Genomic DNA, 18,243 nt, shown 5'->3' on the forward strand with positions numbered 1-18,243 from the left:
TCCTCACAACGGAATATTGTCATGCTTCTTCCAAGGGTTTTCCAACGCCTTGTTCCGCAATTTCCGTAAGCCCAAGGCGATCCGTTTTCGTGTGGAATGCGGATAGATGACCTCGTCGATGAACCCCTTGCTCGCCGCCACAAACGGATTGGCGAAGCGGTCTTCATATTCTGCGGTTTTCACCGCTTGCTCTTCGGCCGATAACCCGCGGAAGATGATTTCTACTGCGCCCTTTGCACCCATGACCGCGATTTCGGCGGTTGGCCATGCGTAATTGAGGTCACCGCGTAAGTGCTTGGACGCCATCACATCATACGCGCCGCCATAAGCCTTGCGCGTGATGATGGTGATTTTGGGTACTGTCGCCTCGGCATAAGCGAACAGCAGCTTGGCGCCATGCTTTATTATTCCGCCAAATTCCTGCGCGGTCCCAGGCAAAAAGCCCGGAACGTCAACGAAGCTGACGATTGGAATGTCGAACGCATCGCAGAAGCGCACAAAGCGCGCGGCTTTTTTAGAACTGTTGATATCGAGCACACCTGCCAACACCATCGGCTGATTGGCGACGATGCCTACCGTGCGCCCTTCAATCCGGCCAAAGCCAATGATGATGTTCGCCGCATGGCTGGGCTGGACCTCAAAGAAATCGGCCTCATCGACTGTTTTGCGGATCAGCTCATGCATATCATAAGGCTGGTTCGCACTAGGTGGGATCAAAGTGTCGAGACTAGGTTCAATCCGGTCCCATGGGTCCTCAGTCGGACGCTCAGGCACGCCCGTGCGGTTATTCTCGGGTAAATAATCAAAGAAATCGCGAACCGACAACAATGCCTCAATATCATTTTCGAAGGCATTATCCGCCACGCCAGATTTGGTTGTATGCGAAACCGCCCCACCCAATTCTTCTTGCGTCACGACCTCATTAGTCACTGTTTTTACCACATCGGGGCCAGTGACGAACATGTATGACGAATCCTTCACCATGAAGATGAAGTCTGTGATTGCCGGTGAATACACCGCGCCGCCCGCACATGGACCCATGATTAGCGAAATTTGCGGGACAACGCCGCTGGCCAGCACATTGCGTTGGAACACTTCGGCATAGCCGCCAAGTGATGCCACACCCTCTTGTATGCGCGCGCCGCCGCTGTCGTTCAAGCCAATAACCGGGGCACCGACTTTCATCGCATTGTCCAATACCTTGCAGATTTTCATCGCATGGGCTTCAGACAAAGACCCGCCGAATACTGTAAAATCCTGGCTGTAAACATAGACCAGGCGGCCATTGATAGTGCCGCTACCGGTGACAACGCCATCCCCCGGTATTTTTTGTTCTGCCATACCGAAATCGATGCAATTATGCGTGACATAGGCGTCGAGTTCTTCGAAACTGGCTTCATCCAGCAAGATATCCAAGCGTTCGCGGGCCGTCAAACGGCCCTTGGCATGCTGCGCATCAATACGCTTTTGCCCACCCCCCAGTTTCGACGCCGCGCGGCGTGCTTCCAGTTCAGCGATATTAGCCGACATGGCATTCCCCATAAGCAATTTTGTTGTCCAAAGCCTTGGCATCCTGTCACGGCAATTGCAAATTAATCGTGCGATTAAATTCGGTTTGGCCCGCCATGGATTCCAGGCTGCATAAATCTAAAAAACACGTTATAGGGCCGCGACATGGACGAACAATATCCCATTAAGGTAGCGGCGCTCTATCGCTTTGTAGCATTTGACGCGCCTGAAGAATTGCAACCACGCATTCAGGCACAATGCGCTGCAGGCGGCATCAAGGGTACAATATTGTTGGCGCATGAAGGCATCAACGGAACCGTGGCTGGAAAACCTTCTGACATAGACGCCTTAATAGCTTTTCTGCGCGACATTCCGGGCTGCGCCGAGCTGGATGTGAAATATTCACACGCTAAGGAAATGCCCTTTTACCGTATGAAAGTGCGCCTTAAAAAAGAGATTGTTACGCTCGGCGTAGATGGCATTGATCCAAAAAGAGAAGTGGGCACCTATGTGCAGCCCGAGGATTGGAATGCGCTGATTTCCGATCCAGACACTGTGTTAATCGATACGCGTAATGATTATGAGGTGGCGATTGGCACGTTTGAGGGTGCGGTTGACCCCAGAACCAAATCCTTCAGTGAATTTCCCGATTGGTTTCGCGCGCATCGTGCGGAGCTAGCGGCAGGCAAAACAAAATTTGCGATGTTCTGCACAGGCGGGATCCGGTGCGAAAAATCAACGGCATTTTTGAAGGCAGAAGGCATAGACGAGGTCTATCATCTGGAAGGCGGCATTTTGCGCTATTTGGAGAATATTCCGGAAGCACAAAGCAAATGGCAGGGTGAATGTTTCGTTTTCGACGAACGCGTGTCAGTGAAGCATGGCCTGGAGCTTGGCGAAATGGAACTCTGCCACGCGTGCCGCCGCCCGATTTCACAAGAGGATAAGGCATCCGATTATTTCGTCGAAGGCGTGTCTTGTCCGGCTTGTTATGCCGAACGTACCGACGAAGACCGCGCCCGTTTTGCGGAACGGCAAAAGCAGATTGCCTTGGCCAAAAAGCGCGGCAAACAACATATTGGCGTTAATCCACGTGATGATGGCTAATTTGCGTTTCTTTGGTTTCACGCGCAGTCAAAACACAAGGCCATGTAATAGGTAAATGACCGCCCTGCCGATCCTATATAGTTTCCGCCGTTGTCCTTATGCCATGCGCGCAAGGATGGCTGTCGCGGTTAGTGGCGTACAGGTGGAACTGCGCGAGGTCGTGTTGCGCGACAAGCCGCCGGAAATGTTAGAGGCATCGCCTAAGGGGACCGTTCCTGTTTTGGTGCTACGCGATGGCAGGGTGTTAGAGCAAAGTCTGGATATCATGCGCTGGGCGCTCGCACAGAGCGATCCCAAAGGCTGGCTGGCCCATGACGACCAAGATCTTGTTTTGGCGAATGATGGGCCATTTAAACAAGCGCTAGACCGATATAAATATCCGCATCGTTATGATCTGGCCGATGGCAGCGCACATCGCGACGCCGCTTTGCTCTATCTGGGTGACTTGAATGACCGATTGGCGGCGGCACCCTATCTCGGCGGCGCACAGCCTGCTTTCACCGATATCGCGATATTCCCTTTTGTCCGGCAATTTGCCGCCACGGATGCCTTATGGTTTGGTGCTTTGCCCCTGCCCGCGCTACAAAACTGGCTATCCGCACTTGTTGGCAGCGACCTGTTTGCAGCTATCATGACCCGCTACCCGCAATGGAAAGCAGGCGATACGCCGGTTCACTTTCCCTGATTATTTCATCAAAACCAATTCTTCGGACATGCTGGGGTGCAAGGCGACAGTATCGTCAAAATCCTGCTTGGTTAAGCGCGCTTTAACCGCAACGGCCGCAGCCTGAAGAATTTCGCCGCTGTCTGGGCCGATTAGATGAAGGCCGACAACCCGTTCGTCCGGACCAGCCACCACCATTTTATACAAGGCCCGCTCATTGCGATCGGCAAGCACGTTTTTCATTGCGCGGAAATCGCTTTTATACACCTTCACATCATCATGTTGCGTCCGTGCTTCCGCCTCGGTCATACCCACGCTGGCGATAGGCGGATTGCTGAAAACCGCCGTTGGAATACAGTCATAATTGACCGTGCGCGGATTGTTGCCGAACACGCTATCGGCAAAGGCATGGCCTTCACGGATGGCAATCGGTGTCAATTGCACGCGGTTGGTGACGTCACCAACGGCGTAAATGCTAGGAATATTGGTGCGGTTGTCGTCATCGACTTTCACCGACCCGTCTTTCCCAAGGTCAACGCCTACCTGCTCTAAACCAAGCCCAATGGTGTGCGGCGTGCGCCCGATGGCCCATAACAGCAAATCGGTTTCAATCGTCTCTCCATTGTCGCCCTCAATCAAAAGAGAGCCGTCATCCTGTTTTGTCACCGATTTGATGCCAAAGTGGAAATGGACATCGATACCTTTTTGACGACTTAGGTCGACTAAGCGATCGACAATTTCGTCATCATAACCACGTAAAACGCGGTCGCCATGTGTTACAAGCTTAACTTTGACACCCAGTTCATTGAAAATACCAGCAAATTCATTTGCGATATAACCGCCGCCCGCAATAAAGGCGCGTTTGGGTAATTCAGAAAGGCTGAAAACTTCGTTCGATGTAATCCCATGTCCTGCACCTGGAATTTCAGGAACAGACGGCCAAGCACCCGTAGCAATCAAAATATGCGCAGCCGTGACCATACGTCCGCTGGAAAGTTGAACACTGTTTGCCCCCGTCAGTGTCGCGCGTTCGTGAAAAACCTCGACCTTATTGTTACCAAGCGTCTGGCCATAAAGGCCTTCCAAGCGGTTGACCTCGGCAGCAACATTGTCGCGCAAGACGCTCCAATCAAATGTCGCACCATCGGTATTCCAGCCGAACCGTTTTGCGTCATGCAAATCTTCAGCGAAATGCGATCCATAAACTAACAGTTTCTTGGGTACACAGCCGCGAATGACGCAGGTGCCGCCGACACGATGCTCCTCCGCCACAGCAACGCGGGCTCCATGCGATGCCGCGATGCGTGAGGCCCGGACGCCGCCCGAACCTGCGCCAATAACGAAGAGATCATAATCAAAATCAGCCATATATAGTTCTTTCCTGTGTCCCTGGGATATGGGGACAGGTCATAATATTACCAACGGGAATTCTCACCCATTGTTATCGAATAAATACCGATGGCTTAGATATCGCCAAGCGCCGCTGCAATCAGCGCAGTGGTAGACGGGTCAAAGCCGCTTGCGCCATTGTCACTTATGCTTTTTGCAATTTGCTTGCCGAGCTCAACGCCGAATTGGTCGAACGGGTTAATCCCCAACAAAACCGCATTCACAAATGTCCGGTGTTCGTAAAAGGCAATCAACGCCCCCACCGTTGCGGGCGTGACGTCGTCCAGCAATATCGTCGTAGATGGCCGGTTGCCGACATAATTGCGCGCCAAATCATCGGATTTCTGCCCCGCCATCAATGCCGCGCCTTGGGCAAAGCAATTGACCAGCAAGGTTTCATGATGCTTGGTATCGAAGTCATGCCCCGGCGTCTTGCTGGCGATGAATTCGACGGGGATAAGATGCGTGCCCTGATGCAGCAATTGGAATACGGCATGTTGGGCATCGGTCCCTACACCGCCCCATGTCACAGGCGCGCTGTGGCGTCCAAGTGGCGCGCCTTCGGCGGTCACGGACTTACCGTTTGATTCCATCTCCAACTGCTGAAGATAATCGGGCAGCAGGCGCAAACGCTCATCATAGGCAAATACCGCACGTGTCTGGCAAGACTTGGTTTGGGCATAATAAAGATCCACAAATGCCGCCAATGTCGGGGCATTTTCCATGATGGGCGCATTGCGGAAATGTGCATCCATAGTGGCTGCACCATCCAACAGTTCTTGATACACCGACCACCCAAGACCTAGCGCAACAGGAAAGCCGATCGAGCACCACAAGGAATAGCGGCCACCAACGGTTTCGTTGAACGGCAAAATCCGGCTTTCGTCTATGCCCCATTCGATAGCTTTATCGGGATAGGCTGTCAGTGCGACAAATTGCGCATAAGGGTCTGCCACGCCGCCGTCGCGCATCCATTCCATGGCGCTGGTTGCGTTGAGCAATGTTTCGGTGGTGGTAAAAGTTTTGGAGGCAACGGCGACAATCGTCTTATGCGGGTCCATTCCCTTGACCGCTTCGGTCAGCGCCGCACCATCTATGTTTGACACGACTTTGACATCATAACGTGCGCCATCGCGGCCAAGTGCGTCTATGAGCAGTTTGGGGCCAAGCGCCGACCCGCCAATGCCGATATGCAATATATGGCGGATATCTCCCATTAAGCCAGCATCAATAGCCTCAACCAAACCGCGCATGCGTTGTTGCAGCGCGCGAGCATAGGCAACGGATTCGGCATCGCCCATACCGCGTTCAGCCGCATGCTCAGCGGCACGTGCTTCAGTCACATTGATAGCTGCCCCCGAAAACAACGCAGCCTTTGCAGCGTCAAGCTGCATATCTTCCGCAAGCTTGGCAAAATGACTTAACGCCGCATCATCAAGATGCGTTTTTGACAGGTCGAACCGAAGACCCATCTCCTGTATGGTCATTTTGCTCACGCGATCTGCGTCCGCCGCGAACAGTTTTACTAAGTGTTGCGGCTGATGCTGTTCCAGCGCAACCCATCGTTTATCGGTCATTTTCGGTCTCTTCATTATGGGCGTTGTAACGCAGCGTGAATCTCGGCGCTGGCAAATAACGCGCCTTCACGGTAAAAGACCAGCCTAACCGTCATTCGACGACATTATTTTGTGAGATTTTGTGACTTCTAATACTGAAAAGTCAGGCGATTCATCTGCAACTGCGCCTGCGCCGCAGGTTTCACCACCTGAAACGTCAGAATGGCGCGAATATGGTGGCTTCTTACTGAAGCTTGCATTGTTCGTATTTATATTACGCAGTTTCATCGTTTCGCCCTTCAACATCCCGTCGGAATCGATGCAGCCACGCTTGCTCATTGGGGATTATTTGCTCGTAGCGAAATGGCCATATGGCTATTCCAAGAATAGCATGCCTTTTGCATTGCCGATTATACCGGGACGGATTTTTGCGGGCCAACCAGAACGTGGTGATGTCGTGGTTTTCAAGGCCCCGATGTCAAACGGCGCGGATTATATTAAGCGTGTCATTGGCCTTCCCGGTGATGTCATTCAGATGCGCGAGGGCATCCTTGAAATCAACGGCGTCGCCGTGAAAAAGGAACGTATTGCAGACCTTGTTATTCCAGTGACGCAAAATATGCGAGATGCCGCTGAGCTTGATCGCAATCCATTCCCTTGCTGGCGTCCCGACATGGAGGAACCTGCGGCGAAGGGCGGAACACAATGCCGCTATCCCCGTTTTCGGGAAACATTGCCGGAAGGCAAAAGCTACGAAATCCTCGATCTTGCAAATGGTCTAGAGGGCGACAACACTGAAGCATTTGTTGTTGGTGAAGGCGACTTGTTTCTGATGGGTGATAATAGAGATCGCAGCGCTGACAGCAGATGGTCCCCCATCGACAAACCAGGCGCTATTGGCATGGTGCCGCAAGAAAATCTCGTGGGGCGTGCGTTGGTGTCTGTATTCTCCACCGATGGATCATCGCATTGGTTGCTGCCATGGACATGGTTTACGGCCACGCGCGCGGAACGCATTGGACAAGGGTTTTGACCAACGAAGAACAAGAGGCTTGGCTGACGGCGTTACTTCCAAAGCCGCCAAAGGATTTGGCACTTTACCAGCGCGCACTCACGCACGGCAGTACGGGGCAACCGGACTATCAACGGCTCGAATTTCTCGGCGATCGTATCTTGGGACTTATAATCGCGGATATGCTCTATCACCGATATAAGGATGAAGCCGAGGGGCGCTTATCGCATAGGCTAAACGCGCTGGTTTCGGGCGTGACCTGCGCAGACATTGCGCGGGAAATTGGTCTTCCGCCTTATATCCGTTTGGGCAAGCAAGCGCGTGATGATGGTGCCCAACAAAGCGATAATGTTTTGGGCGACATCATGGAGGCCACTATTGGCGCTGTATATCTGGACCATGGCCTACTCGTCACCCGCGATCTTGTAGAACGGCTCTGGAGGCCACTCCTCGAATCCGCAACTGGCGCCCCCAAACACCCGAAATCCGAACTCCAAGAATGGTGCGCCGCCCATGGTCGCAAGGTTCCTGAATATGTCATCACCAAAAAAGAAGGCCCTCCCCACGCCATGAGATTTGAAATCACCGTCACCGTAAAGGGCTTTGCACCCGTTGCGGCTACCGCCAATAGCAAACAGGCCGCTGAAACCGCCGCTGCACTTGCATTTTTGGAAACCAACGCATGACCAAAAGATGCGGACATGTGGCCATTATCGGCGCTCCCAATGCAGGCAAGTCGACCTTAGTCAATGCTCTGGTCGGACAGAAGGTTGCGATTGTTAGTCCCAAGGCACAGACCACGCGCACGCGCATGTTGGGTGTTGCCTTGTCCGGTGAAACGCAAATCATCCTCGTCGACACACCGGGCATATTTGCCGCGCAACGTAGGTTTGACCGCGCAATGGTGGCTGCGGCTTGGGACGGTGCGGGTGATGCCGACATGATTGCGTTAATAGTCGACGGCCGCGCGGGCGCAGGACCAAAGGTGGAAAAGATCCTTGAAGGATTAAAGGACCGCCCAGAACGCAAGTGGCTCGTGCTCAACAAGGTCGATATTGCCGCCAAGGACAAATTGCTCGCTTTGACCACGAAACTGACGGACAAATGCGCGTTTGAACAGATTTATTATATCAGCGCGGTGACCGGTGACGGTTTGGAAGAATTCAAAACGGCGCTTGCTTACAATATGCCTGAGGGCGAATGGCACTTCCCCGAAGATCAAGTGTCCGATGCTACGGAGCGCCTGATCGCGTCGGAAATAACACGTGAGCAACTTTATCTGCAACTGCATGAAGAGCTTCCTTATGCAAGCGCTGTGGAGACTGAAAAATATAGCGAGCGCGAAGACGGCTCACTAGAAATTCACCAGCAGATTTTAGTGGCCCGCCCTACCCAGCGCGCAATCGTTCTCGGCAAAGGCGGCGCGCGGATTAAGGCCATTGGAGAGGCTGCGCGGCTTGAACTGGCCAAGCTTATGGGCGTGAAAGTTCATCTCTATTTGCATGTCAAAGTGCATGCCAAATGGGACGAGGACCGCAGCCTGTATCGCGACATTGGGCTTGAATGGGTGGAGTAGACTCGGGTCGATTTCTTCCCGATCCCCGTCGCACCAGCGCAGGCTGGTGCGACGGGTGGATGTATTTCGTTGCTTACGTCTTTGCTTTTGCGGCTGGCTTGGCCTTTGCCGGCGCTTTCTTTGCTGCAGCTTTCTTCTTCGGTGCGGCCTTTTTCTTGACCTTACCTTTAGGTGGCATCGCCGCGCGGGCGTCGATCAATTGTGCGGCTTCTTCCAATGTCAGCTCATTTGGTGAGATGGACTTGGGCAAAGTGGCGTTTGTCGTCCCGTCGGTCACATAAGGCCCAAAGCGCCCCTCCATCAGTTTAATCTCCGCATCGGTACGCGGATGTTTGCCGAGTTCCTTTAATGGCGCGCGCGCAGCACCACGGCCGCGGCCGGGGTTGGCCAATGCTTCGGCCAGCTTCACAACTGCGCTGTTCATGCCGGTTTCAAACACTTCAGTCGTTGACTGCAACCGCGCATATTTGCCGTTATGCGCCAAATATGGCCCATAGCGACCAATGCTTGCCGTGACGGGTTCGCCGCTCTCAGGATGTATGCCGACCGTGCGTGGTAACGACAGCAACTTCACCGCCCATTCTAACCCGATATCCTCCGCAGGAATATCCTTAGGGATAGAGGCGCGTTTTACTTCCGCGCCCTCACCCATTTCGAAATAAGGACCAAAACGCCCAGATTTTCGGCTGACTTCTAATTGCGTTTCTGGATGCTGGCCCAGTACTTCTGGACCGGTATCCTCTCCACTTTCGCCGCCGGGCTGCGCGAATTTCCGAGTATATTTGCACTCTGGATAATTTGAGCAGGCCACAAAGGCGCCAAACTTTCCGCCGCGCAGGGCAAGTCTACCATCGCCGCATTTCGGGCATATACGTGGATCAGTGCCGTCCTCGCGGTCTGGAAACAGATAAGGCGACAAGAAGATGTCAAGCTCGGCAGTCACCTCAGATGGTTTCTGCTCCATGACTTCAACTGTTTTGGGTTTAAAATCGCGCCAGAATGCCTCCAGAAAGGTTTGCCAATCGGCACGGCCACCGCTGATTTCATCCAACTGATCTTCAAGACCTGCGGTATAATCATAAGCAACATAGCGTTCAAAAAAGTGTTCTAGAAATGCTGTGAGCAGTCGCCCGGACTCCTCTGCAAAGAAACGATTTTTTTCCACACGAACATAAGCGCGATCTTTTAGAACTTGGATAGTCGACGCATAAGTTGACGGGCGACCAATGCCCAATTCTTCCAAACGCTTTACCAACGTCGCTTCCGAAAAACGCGGTAGCGGTTGCGTAAAGTGTTGTGTCTTTTCCACAGCGTGTTTGGCGGGCGTATCGCCAACGGCCATGGCTGGCAATATCGCGCCATCTTCGCTGTCGCTATCGTCTAGCCCTTCTTCATACACGGCCAGAAACCCTGGGAACTTCATCACTTGCCCTGTCGCGCGCAGGCCAGTCTGTCCGGTGCCGTCAAGCAGATCGACAGTGGTACGCTCCATACGGGCGGATGCCATTTGGCTGGCCATCGCCCGTTTGAAAATCAGGTCATACAAACGGCCATGGTCACCGGAACCTACCTTATCCTTACCAAAATCAGTTGGCCGGATTGCCTCATGCGCTTCCTGCGCGTTTTTCGCTTTGCTTTGATACATGCGCGGTTTTTCGGGTAGATAGCCGCTGTCAAAACGATCCGAGATGGATTTACGCGCGGCGGAAATGGCGCTGTGGTCCATTTGAACGCCATCGGTTCGCATATAGGTTATCGCCCCATCCTCATAGAGACCCTGTGCGATGCGCATGGTGTGACTGGCGGAAAAACCCAACTTTCGTGCGGCCTCCTGTTGCAATGTCGATGTTGTAAAGGGCGGCTGCGGATTTCGGGTTACAGGTTTCGTTTCGACGGTTTCGACTGTGAATTTGCCCGTTTCCACTGCAAGACGCGCTTGTTCTGCGTCTACTTCAGTCTTCAGATCCATCTTGTCGAGCTTCTTGCCCATATATTGAATCAAACGGGCATCAAATTTTTGCCCCTTATGCTCCATAGCGGCCTTCACAGACCAATATTCCTGGGCACGAAACGCCTCAATCTCACGTTCACGTTCCACGATGAGGCGCAGTGCAACGGACTGCACACGACCTGCGGATTTTGCGCCAGGTAATTTACGCCACAACACGGGCGACAAAGTAAACCCAACCAGATAGTCCAACGCACGGCGTGCGCGATATGCATCAATCAGGTCGACATCCAAAGCACGTGGATGCTGCATTGCATCGGTTACTGCCTGTTTGGTAATCGCGTTGAATGTCACGCGGCCTACTTTGGCAGGCAGCGCCTTTTTCTTCGCAAGCACTTCTTGCACATGCCAGCTAATAGCTTCACCTTCGCGATCAGGGTCGGTCGCAAGGATGAGGCTATCGGCTTTCTTGGCCTCGTCGGTAATGGCCTTGAGCTGCTTTGCCTTATCGGCATAATTATCCCACAACATTTCAAAGCCATTGTCTGGATTCACCGAACCGTCCTTGGGCGGCAAATCGCGTATGTGACCATAAGAGGCGAGCACCTTGAAACCCGGGCCCAAATATTTCTCAATTGTCTTAGCTTTTGCAGGTGATTCAACGATTACTAATTGCATGATATATTGTGCTTTTCTAAAATCTCTCGCGTACGCGTGTAGGCTGACGGGGTAAGGCAGAGCTCGTCAAGACGAAAAATGCAGATGTTTTTTATGCCGCCAAGCGGACCTTCCCACCTGCACCGCGCTCTAGTTTTCCGGCCAGCTCAAGCTCAAGCAACACCATCTGGACGGTGGTTGGATTGCTGCCGGATTGCCGTACCAATTCGTCGACCGAGACATAAGTCATGCCCATAAGGTCAATAACCGCGCCGCGCTCAACATTGCTTTCATCATCGTTCATTACGGCAAAGGACGGGGCTGTTTTAACTGCAGGTGCAAGCATCCGGTTGTCCAATGGAGAAACCAGCTCCGCAATTTCCGACGCGTCCTGCACTAATGTTGCGCCTTCACGGATAAGCTGGTTGCAACCACGCGAGCGCGGATCCAGCGGGGACCCGGGGATAGCCATAACTTCCCGCCCCGCTTCTGCCGCAAGTCTCGCGGTAATGAGTGACCCCGAATTTGGCGCGGCTTCAATCACGACTGTTCCAACCGAAGTGCCGGCAATGATGCGGTTTCGATATGGGAAATGTCTTGCGCGCGGTTCGGTTCCCGGCGGTTGTTCCGCTATCAAAAGCCCACGCTCAGCAATGCCCTCCTGCAGCGCGCGGTTTTCGGGCGGATAAACAACATCTATACCACCAGCGATAACCGCGACAGTGCCACTTTCTATGGAGCCCGCATGTGCGGCTGTATCAATACCGCGTGCCAGTCCCGACACCACAGACAGCCCCATTTGGCTGAGATCAAAAGCCAACTGACGCGCAAATTGACAGGCACCGGCCGAAGCATTGCGTGCGCCGACGAGCGCCACAGCAGGTTGCGCCAATAACGATAGATTGCCCTTTACGCAGATAACGGGCGGGGCATTGTCCATTTGCGACAGCAAATAAGGATAGTCGTCATCGCCGATGAAAACATGGCGCGCACCAAAGTTTTGGGCAAACTGAAACTCCCGCGCAATGGCCTCATCATTGGCGAGAACCACCGACTTACCACCGCCGCGACGTATGAGATCAGGTAAAGCCTCAATCGCGGCCCTTGCGCTACCAAAGCGCGCCATGAGTTGCCGATAACTTACGGGGCCTATGTTGGGGGAACGGATCAGGCGAAGCTGATCAAATTGTGCTTGCCTGCTCCCCATTGATGCCATCAGCTTTTGCTTTTGCCGATTCTGGGTTCCGTGCCATCCAGCAGATTTTTGATATTCGATCGATGCTTCCAAAAGACAATCAATGTGCAGGCGCTAAGCAACGCTACCAATTCATAATGACCGAAAATGGCAGCGGCGATGGGCGCAGAAAGAGCGGCGACCAGGCCGGACAGCGACGATATCCGTGAAATAAGCAAGGCGCCAATCCAAGCCACTGCATACACCAAGCCGCCTTGCCAGAATAAACCAAACAAAATGCCTGCATAAGTTGCGACGCCCTTGCCACCTTTAAACTGAAGCCAAACCGGAAAAAGATGACCAAAAAAAGCGCCCGCTGCGGCCAGAATTTCTCCACCGGGTAGATATTTTGTCGCTAGCAAAACCGCGCACAGACCTTTTAGCAGATCAAGCAGCAATGTAAGTGCCGCAAGCCCTTTGCGCCCAGTCCGCAAAACATTCGTTGCGCCAATATTGCCTGATCCAATGGTCCTTATGTCAACACCCCCGGAGAAACGCGTGAGCAACAAACCAAAAGGGATGGCACCAAGCGCATAGCCCAGCAACAGACCCATAAATATGTTGAACCAAGTATCACTCACCAGACGAATCCCCTAAGTTTCTGTATTCTGTAGCTGTTTTGTTCTTCATGCTCAAGGTTGTCGCCTTGATAAGCACCGCTTGCCCCCAACACCTCCATTTATACATAAGACAGGTTTGCATCGAAAAGCCCGCAGATTGTAATTTCCAAAATAACGGAGAGGTCAACGTATTGGGACCGTCCTTTCCTGCTATGTTTTCGTTAGGTGTAACGCAAATCAAATTACTGTAAGCGAAAATATCGCAATAGCGGAACCCGAATGACGCTTATTGCAAGTCGTTCGCGCTGGATTTTTACGGTGCTCGCGATTATTGGGCTTCAGCATATTGCGATAGTGGTTTTTAACCGGGGTTAATGTCCGTGAATTATAACGCTGTTTTCGAAAAGGCGATCGATCGGCTTCATGCTGAGGGCCGCTATCGCGTATTTATCGACATATTGCGGAATAAGGGCAATTACCCGAACGCGCGTTGTTTTGCGGGGCATAATGGTCCCAAGGATATCACCGTATGGTGTTCCAACGATTATCTTTGCATGGGGCAACATCCCGACGTCATTAATGCGATGGAAAACGCATTACACGATGTCGGCGCAGGTTCGGGCGGTACGCGCAACATCGGTGGCAATACACATTATCATGTTGAGCTGGAACATGAGCTGGCCGACTTGCATGGCAAGGATGGCGCATTGTTGTTCACGTCGGGCTATGTTTCGAACGATGCGACATTGTCGACACTCGCAAAGGTCCTACCAGGCTGCATCATTTATTCGGATGAATTGAACCACGCGTCGATGATCGCTGGTATACGTAACGCAGGATGTGAAAAGCGTGTGTGGCGGCACAATGACCTCGCGCATCTTGAAGAGTTGCTCGCTGCTGATGATCCGGAAGCACCGAAACTAATTGCCTTTGAAAGCGTCTATTCGATGGATGGTGATGTAGCGCCTATTGGCGCGGTATGCGATCTTGCTGACAAATATAATGCGCTCACCTATTGCGACGAAGTCCACGCCGTTGGCATGTATGGCACACGCGGTGGCGGCATTTCAGAACGTGACGCCGTCGCAGACCGTGTGACTATTATCGAAGGCACGCTTGGCAAGGCATTTGGTGTCATGGGCGGCTATATCGCCGCGGACCAGAACATCATTGATGTCATCCGGTCTTATGCACCCGGCTTTATCTTCACCACGTCTTTGTCACCGGTTTTGGTCGCGGGTGTATTGGCCGCAGTGCGCCATTTGAAGGCATCCAGCGTGGAACGTGATGCGCAGCAAGCGAACGCCGCCATGCTGAAAAAGCTTTTTGCCGATGCTGGCTTGCCCGTAATGATGAGCAACACGCATATCGTTCCTTTGATGGTCGGTGATCCGGTTAAAGCCAAAAAAGTCAGCGATATATTGCTCGCCGAATATGGCGTATATGTGCAGCCAATCAATTACCCGACAGTGCCGCGCGGCACTGAGCGGTTACGCTTTACTCCCGGACCTCAACATAATGAGGCGATGATGCTTGATCTGACTGCGGCGTTAGTCGAAATTTGGGGCAGGATGGAAATGCCAGTCGCTCAGGCGGCTTGAGCAAGCAACTTAACGAACAACTCACGATCCACGTTTCCGCCTGACAAGGTTACAGCGGTAACGCCCTTGGGTTGTATCTTTCCGGTAAGCACAGCTGCCAGAGCGACAGCGCCGCCGGGTTCTACAACAAGATGTAGACTTTCAAACACCACGCGCATCGCGGTCGCAACTTCGTCCGTCGTTACCGAAACACCATAAGACACGCAGTTGCGCAGAATTTCAAAATTCACTGGATAGGTTTGCGGTGTTTGTAGAGCATCGCAATAAGTCGGATGCGTGAGGTCTTTGACTGGCAAAATTTCACCTGCAGCCAGCGAACGAATGATGTCATCCCAGCCTTCGGGTTCAACAATGGCGATTTCAGCGTTCGGACATGCCAGCGCAAGGCCGGATGCCAAGCCGCCGCCTCCGCAGCAAGACACTATCATATCTGGGCCAGACAAACCAAAATCGCACAGTTGCTGGGCAATTTCGATTCCAGCGGTCCCCTGCCCTTCAATTACCCATGGATCGCCAAAGGCATGCACCAAAGTGGCACCGCTTTGGGCAATCAGTGCAGCGGCAACTTCTTCACGCGATTCCGTGGCACGATCATAAAGAACAACTTCTGCCCCAAGAGCTTTCGTTGCTTCTAGCTTCATGCGCGGCGCATTAGATGGCATCACAATAGTTGCCGATATTCCAAGCCTCTTAGCCGCCCAAGCAACGCCCTGAGCATGGTTTCCACTGGACACGCCGACAACACCCTGCGCGCGCTCTTCTGCGTTAAGGTCGGACAGGCGATGCCACGCGCCGCGAATTTTGAACGCACCTATTGGTTGAAGCATTTCCGCCTTGCACCAGATGGTTACACCGTCCACTTCAAGCGGCAGCAAGGGTGTTTTAGGCAGAATATCCGCAATTTTAGTCATTGCCCGCAGTACGCCTTCGTGCGTTGGTACTTTTTGGGCCGCAGCCAATTCTTGTTCTGTCATAAAAGCCCCCTATATGCGTCCGCTGAACGAATCTCTGATAAGAGGAAACTGAAGATGAGCAAGATATTGGTTATTGGCGCAGGCGGCGTGGGGTCTGTTGCGGTCCATAAGATGGCCATGAATTCGGATATCTTTAGCCACATCAGCCTCGCAAGTCGCACAAAGTCGAAATGCGATGCAATTGCCGCATCTGTGAAGGAGCGGACAGGTGTCGTCATAGACACTTTTGGTCTTGATGCGGATGACGTGCCTGCCACCACGGCTTTGTTGAACCAGATCAAGCCCGAACTGGTCGTAAATCTTGCTTTGCCATACCAAGATCTCAACATCATGGACGCGTGCCTCGCCGCTGGCGTTCATTATATGGACACCGCCAATTATGAGCCGTTAGATGTCGCAAAGTTCGAATATCATTGGCAGTGGGCGTATCAGGACCGTTACAAGGATGCAGGCCTTACGGCATTGTTGGGTTCGGGTTTTGACCCCGGCGTCACCAGCGTGTTCACAACTTATTTGAAAAAGCATTATTTCGACCGTATCGATACGCTCGACATATTGGATTGTAACGGTGGCGATCATGGTCAGGCTTTTGCCACCAACTTCAACCCAGAAATCAACATCCGTGAAGTCACTGCCGTAGCGCGGCACTGGGAAAATGGCGACTGGGTCGAAACCCCGCCAATGTCAGTAAAGCAAAACTTCGACTTTGAAGCCGTTGGCCCTAAGAATATGTATCTGATGTATCATGAGGAAATCGAAAGCCTCAAAACGCATCTGCCCGAAATCAAGCGTATCCGTTTCTGGATGACCTTTGGCGATGCGTACATCACGCATCTGAATGTGCTGCAGGCGGTTGGTATGACGCGGATTGACCCAGTGATGTATGAGGGCAAGGAAATCATTCCGCTGCAGTTCTTAAAGGCTGTATTGCCTGAACCTGCCTCGCTTGGGCCGACGACCAAGGGCAAGACCAATATTGGCTGCATCGCCACTGGCCTTGGTAAGGATGGTACGGAAAAAACGCTGTATATCTATAATATCTGCGATCATGAGGACGCTTATGCAGAAACCGGCAATCAAGCCGTGAGCTACACCACGGGCGTTCCGGCCATGATTGGCGCGGCAATGCTGGTTACGGACAAATGGTCGGGCGCTGGCGTCTGGAATATGGAACAGTTCGATCCAGATCCCTTCATGGATATGTTGAACGCACACGGTCTGCCGTGGCAGGTCAAGGAACTGGACGGGCCTTTGTCGTTCTAATGGAAACCAGAGCTGGCGATCCTGGGGCATTTGCCCATTTTGATCTTCACCGCGTGCCCTCGCCTGCCTTTGTGGTGGACGAGGCGGCGCTGCGGCGGAACCTTGCCATTTTGGCGGACATCAAAAATCGGTCGGGCGCAAAAATACTCTGCGCGATGAAGGCGTTTTCCATGTGGAAAGTTGCACCCGTCATTAGTGAGTATCTGGATGGCGTATGCAGTTCGGGTCTTTGGGAATCGCGCCTTGCTCGTGATTATTACAAGGGCGAAATCGCGACTTATTGCGCGGGTTATAAAGAGACCGATATGGCCGAAATCGTTGAAATATCCGACCATGTGATTTTTAACAGTCCATCGCAGCATTCCCGTTTTGCATCGTTCTTGAATGACAGTGTCGATGTCGGCCTACGCATCAACCCCGAACATGCCGAGGGCGAGGTCGCGAAATACGACCCCTGCTCGCCCGGATCACGGCTTGGGTTTCCGGTTAGCCAGTTGAAGGTTGAGCATCTCGAGGGTGTCTCAGGGCTGCACTTCCATACGCTTTGTGAACAGGATTTCGAACCGCTTAAGCGCACATGGGAGATGTTGAAGCCGCATATCGCACCTTTTTTTGGGCAGCTAAGTTGGCTAAACTTTGGTGGCGGCCACCATATCACCCGCGCAGATTATCAGCGCGACGAACTGGTTAACTTTATTCAAGAAGTTCGTTCCGAAACAGGCTTAGACGTTTATCTAGAGCCCGGTGAAGCCATAGCGCTAGATGCCGGTATTCTGATTGGCGAATTGCTCGACGTTTTTGAAAATGATCTTCAAGTTGGCATAACCGACATCAGCGCGACCTGCCACATGCCGGATGTCATTGAGGCGCCCTATCGCCCCGCTATGCTCGGAGAGCGCTCAGAAGGCTCTCCAGTGCGCCTTGGAGGGCCGTCTTGTCTCGCCGGTGACATCATTGGTGATTATGTTTTGCCTGTTGCAGCAGAGCCTGGTGCGCGTTTCGCATTCCTAGATCAGGCACATTATTCTATGGTCAAGACCAATACATTTAATGGTGTACCTTTGCCATCAATCTGGCTGTGGAATAGCGATACGGATGCGCTTGAATGCGTGCGTTCCTTCGACTGGACCGCGTTCCGCGACCGTCTCAGCTAAAAACCAAACGAATCACTTTACAACACCCCCAGCTTTTCA

The 18,243-nt window shown here is 52.7% G+C and carries 15 protein-coding genes; 8 read left to right on the forward strand and 7 right to left on the reverse strand.

The features are described from left to right. Positions 1 to 3: 3 nt before the first annotated feature. The gene (locus D7D48_RS04810) at positions 4 to 1,530 is read right to left on the reverse strand and encodes an acyl-CoA carboxylase subunit beta (protein ID WP_125230207.1); all 1,527 of its coding nucleotides are present in this window, start codon (positions 1,528 to 1,530) and stop codon (positions 4 to 6) included. Positions 1,531 to 1,674: 144 nt separating this feature from the next. Here D7D48_RS04810 and trhO point away from each other — a divergent pair, with 144 nt between their 5' ends. Both trhO and D7D48_RS04820 read left to right on the forward strand, forming a co-directional pair. Continuing rightward, positions 1,675 to 2,616, forward strand: coding sequence for an oxygen-dependent tRNA uridine(34) hydroxylase TrhO (trhO, locus tag D7D48_RS04815; protein ID WP_125230208.1), 942 nt, complete (start codon positions 1,675 to 1,677; stop codon positions 2,614 to 2,616). Positions 2,617 to 2,671: 55 nt separating this feature from the next. Next, positions 2,672 to 3,301: a glutathione S-transferase gene (locus D7D48_RS04820; RefSeq protein ID WP_125230209.1), complete on the forward strand. Its 630-nt coding sequence runs from the start codon at positions 2,672 to 2,674 to the stop codon at positions 3,299 to 3,301. Here the strand turns inward: D7D48_RS04820 and gorA are convergent, their stop codons facing one another. Next, a complete protein-coding gene (gene gorA, locus D7D48_RS04825) occupies positions 3,302 to 4,648 on the reverse strand; it encodes a glutathione-disulfide reductase (protein ID WP_125230210.1) in 1,347 nt (448 codons plus the stop codon). Between the two features lie 95 nt (positions 4,649 to 4,743). Then, complete coding sequence (gene pgi, locus D7D48_RS04830) at positions 4,744 to 6,246, reverse strand: glucose-6-phosphate isomerase (RefSeq protein ID WP_125230211.1); 1,503 nt, start codon at positions 6,244 to 6,246, stop codon at positions 4,744 to 4,746. A 121-nt stretch (positions 6,247 to 6,367) separates the two neighbouring features. Between pgi and lepB the strand changes: the two genes are divergently transcribed. From lepB to era, 3 genes are read left to right on the forward strand one after another with little or no spacing between them, the layout of a single operon-like run. Continuing rightward, on the forward strand, positions 6,368 to 7,258 hold the full coding sequence (lepB, locus tag D7D48_RS04835) for a signal peptidase I (protein ID WP_125230212.1): 891 nt from the start codon (positions 6,368 to 6,370) through the stop codon (positions 7,256 to 7,258). Further along, on the forward strand, positions 7,255 to 7,923 hold the full coding sequence (gene rnc / locus D7D48_RS04840; RefSeq protein ID WP_245964335.1) for a ribonuclease III: 669 nt from the start codon (positions 7,255 to 7,257) through the stop codon (positions 7,921 to 7,923). The genes lepB and rnc overlap by 4 nt, the downstream gene beginning before the upstream one ends. Further along, positions 7,920 to 8,813: a GTPase Era gene (era, locus tag D7D48_RS04845; RefSeq protein WP_125230214.1), complete on the forward strand. Its 894-nt coding sequence runs from the start codon at positions 7,920 to 7,922 to the stop codon at positions 8,811 to 8,813. Before rnc ends, era begins: the two co-directional genes overlap by 4 nt. 73 nt (positions 8,814 to 8,886) lie before the next feature. Here the strand turns inward: era and topA are convergent, their stop codons facing one another. The 3 genes from topA to plsY all read right to left on the reverse strand — a co-directional run bounded on the left by topA (position 8,887) and on the right by plsY (position 13,206). Beyond that, a complete protein-coding gene (gene topA / locus D7D48_RS04850; protein WP_125230215.1) occupies positions 8,887 to 11,439 on the reverse strand; it encodes a type I DNA topoisomerase in 2,553 nt (850 codons plus the stop codon). A gap of 91 nt (positions 11,440 to 11,530) precedes the next feature. Then, on the reverse strand, positions 11,531 to 12,634 hold the full coding sequence (gene dprA, locus D7D48_RS04855; protein WP_125230216.1) for a DNA-processing protein DprA: 1,104 nt from the start codon (positions 12,632 to 12,634) through the stop codon (positions 11,531 to 11,533). Continuing rightward, entirely contained in the window at positions 12,634 to 13,206 is a 573-nt protein-coding gene (gene plsY / locus D7D48_RS04860) for a glycerol-3-phosphate 1-O-acyltransferase PlsY (RefSeq protein ID WP_125230881.1), read from the reverse strand. The genes dprA and plsY overlap by 1 nt, the downstream gene beginning before the upstream one ends. Before the next feature lie 386 nt (positions 13,207 to 13,592). Between plsY and hemA the strand changes: the two genes are divergently transcribed. Beyond that, positions 13,593 to 14,813 carry a 5-aminolevulinate synthase gene (gene hemA / locus D7D48_RS04865; protein WP_125230217.1) on the forward strand — a complete coding sequence of 407 codons (1,221 nt, stop codon included), beginning with the start codon at positions 13,593 to 13,595 and terminating at the stop codon, positions 14,811 to 14,813. Here hemA and D7D48_RS04870 read toward each other — a convergent pair. Then, entirely contained in the window at positions 14,801 to 15,787 is a 987-nt protein-coding gene (locus tag D7D48_RS04870) for a threonine ammonia-lyase (protein WP_125230218.1), read from the reverse strand. The genes hemA and D7D48_RS04870 overlap by 13 nt on opposite strands. A 54-nt stretch (positions 15,788 to 15,841) precedes the next feature. On the opposite strand from D7D48_RS04870, the gene D7D48_RS04875 reads away from it, so the two are divergent. Next, positions 15,842 to 17,050 carry a saccharopine dehydrogenase family protein gene (locus D7D48_RS04875; protein WP_125230219.1) on the forward strand — a complete coding sequence of 403 codons (1,209 nt, stop codon included), beginning with the start codon at positions 15,842 to 15,844 and terminating at the stop codon, positions 17,048 to 17,050. Then, entirely contained in the window at positions 17,050 to 18,204 is a 1,155-nt protein-coding gene (locus D7D48_RS04880) for a carboxynorspermidine decarboxylase (protein WP_125230220.1), read from the forward strand. Before D7D48_RS04875 ends, D7D48_RS04880 begins: the two co-directional genes overlap by 1 nt. The last annotated feature ends 39 nt before the right edge of the window (positions 18,205 to 18,243 follow it).

It is taken from the genome of Sphingorhabdus wooponensis (genome assembly GCF_003933235.1).
Classification (GTDB): domain Bacteria; phylum Pseudomonadota; class Alphaproteobacteria; order Sphingomonadales; family Sphingomonadaceae; genus Sphingorhabdus_B; species Sphingorhabdus_B wooponensis.

Coding starts and splice junctions, on each gene's coding strand:
- D7D48_RS04810 (WP_125230207.1), bottom strand. CDS start 1,530: ATGTCGGCTAATATCGCTGAACTGGAAGCACGCCGCGCGGCGTCGAAA.
- trhO (WP_125230208.1), top strand. CDS start 1,675: ATGGACGAACAATATCCCATTAAGGTAGCGGCGCTCTATCGCTTTGTA.
- D7D48_RS04820 (WP_125230209.1), top strand. CDS start 2,672: ATGACCGCCCTGCCGATCCTATATAGTTTCCGCCGTTGTCCTTATGCC.
- gorA (WP_125230210.1), bottom strand. CDS start 4,648: ATGGCTGATTTTGATTATGATCTCTTCGTTATTGGCGCAGGTTCGGGC.
- pgi (WP_125230211.1), bottom strand. CDS start 6,246: ATGACCGATAAACGATGGGTTGCGCTGGAACAGCATCAGCCGCAACAC.
- era (WP_125230214.1), top strand. CDS start 7,920: ATGACCAAAAGATGCGGACATGTGGCCATTATCGGCGCTCCCAATGCA.
- topA (WP_125230215.1), bottom strand. CDS start 11,439: ATGCAATTAGTAATCGTTGAATCACCTGCAAAAGCTAAGACAATTGAG.
- dprA (WP_125230216.1), bottom strand. CDS start 12,634: ATGGCATCAATGGGGAGCAGGCAAGCACAATTTGATCAGCTTCGCCTG.
- plsY (WP_125230881.1), bottom strand. CDS start 13,206: ATGGGTCTGTTGCTGGGCTATGCGCTTGGTGCCATCCCTTTTGGTTTG.
- D7D48_RS04870 (WP_125230218.1), bottom strand. CDS start 15,787: ATGACAGAACAAGAATTGGCTGCGGCCCAAAAAGTACCAACGCACGAA.
- D7D48_RS04875 (WP_125230219.1), top strand. CDS start 15,842: ATGAGCAAGATATTGGTTATTGGCGCAGGCGGCGTGGGGTCTGTTGCG.
- D7D48_RS04880 (WP_125230220.1), top strand. CDS start 17,050: ATGGAAACCAGAGCTGGCGATCCTGGGGCATTTGCCCATTTTGATCTT.